The 1,319-nt window shown below is 69.4% G+C and carries 1 protein-coding gene; it reads right to left on the bottom strand.

Features of this window, described 5'->3' with window-relative positions; all coding sequences use genetic code 11:
* The coding region (gene cysS, locus ABD224_RS29190; RefSeq protein ID WP_344055328.1) for a cysteine--tRNA ligase at positions 1-1,319 on the bottom strand (1,319 nt) is incomplete at its 3' end.

The raw sequence follows: 1,319 nt of genomic DNA on the forward strand, positions 1-1,319 counted from the left end.
GGCCAGTCCTTGCGCGCCCGCGCCGCCTCCCGCTGCTCCAGCACCATCCCCACCAAAGCGTCCACCACCTGGTGCAGATCCTCCCCGCCCCCGGCACCGCTCTGACCGGCCCGACCCGCCCAGTGCTCGTCCAGCGGATCCAGACCCAGCACGCCGAGCATGGCCCGCACCTCGGCCAGCCGGGCCATGGCCGCCTCCTTGTCATCGGCGGCCAGCGCGCTGTTGCCCTGCCGGACGGCGGTGTGCACCACCGCCAGCGCCTGCGGCACCCCCAGATCGTCGTCCATCGCCTCCGCGAACGCCGGCGGCACCTGCTCGGCCGGCTCCACCGGCCCGGCCAGCTCCACCACCCGCTGAACGAACCCCTCGATCCGGGCGAAAGCTGATTCCGCCTCGCGCAGCGACTCCTCGCTGTACTCGATCATCGACCGGTAGTGCGGAGTGCCCAGGTAGTAGCGCAGCACGATCGGCCGCCACCGCTTGAGCATCTCGGACACCAGCACACTGTTGCCCAGCGACTTGGACATCTTGTCCCCGGCCATGGTCACCCACGCGTTGTGCACCCAGTACCGGGCAAACTCATCGCCGTAGGCCTTCGCCTGGGCGATCTCGTTCTCATGGTGGGGGAAGATCAGATCCAGGCCGCCGCCGTGGATGTCGAACGCGGTGCCGAGGTATTTGTGGGCCATAGCCGAGCACTCCAGATGCCAGCCCGGCCGGCCCGCACCCCACGGGGTGGGCCAGGTCGGCTCCCCGGGCTTGGCCGCCTTCCACAGCGCGAAGTCCCGCGGATCGCGTTTGCCGCTCTCCCCCGCCTCCGCCGGCTGCTGCAGGCTGTCCAGCCGCTGCCGCGACAGGCGCAGATAGCCGGCAAAGGAGCGCACGTCGAAGTAGACGTTGCCGTCCGCGGCGTAGGCGTGGCCGCGGTCGATCAGCCCCTGGATCATGGCGATCATCTCCGGCACATGACCGGTGGCGCGCGGCTCGTAGGTGGGCGGCAGGCAGCCCAGGGCCGTGTAGCCGTCGGTGAAGGCGCGTTCGTTGGCATAGGCGATCGCCCACCACGGGCGGTGCTGCTCGCGCGCCTTGGCCAGGATCTTGTCGTCGATGTCGGTGACGTTGCGGATGAAGGTCACCTCATAGCCGCGGTAGGCCAGCCAGCGGCGCAGGATGTCGAAGTTCAGCCCGGAGCGGATGTGCCCGATGTGCGGGGCCGCCTGCACGGTGGCACCACACAGGTAGATCGAGACACACCCCGGCCGCAGCGGGATGAAATCACGGATCTGCCGGGCACTGGTGTCGTACAGGCGAATAGTCAC

This window comes from Streptomyces thermoalcalitolerans (assembly GCF_039525155.1).
Classification (GTDB): domain Bacteria; phylum Actinomycetota; class Actinomycetes; order Streptomycetales; family Streptomycetaceae; genus Streptomyces; species Streptomyces thermovulgaris.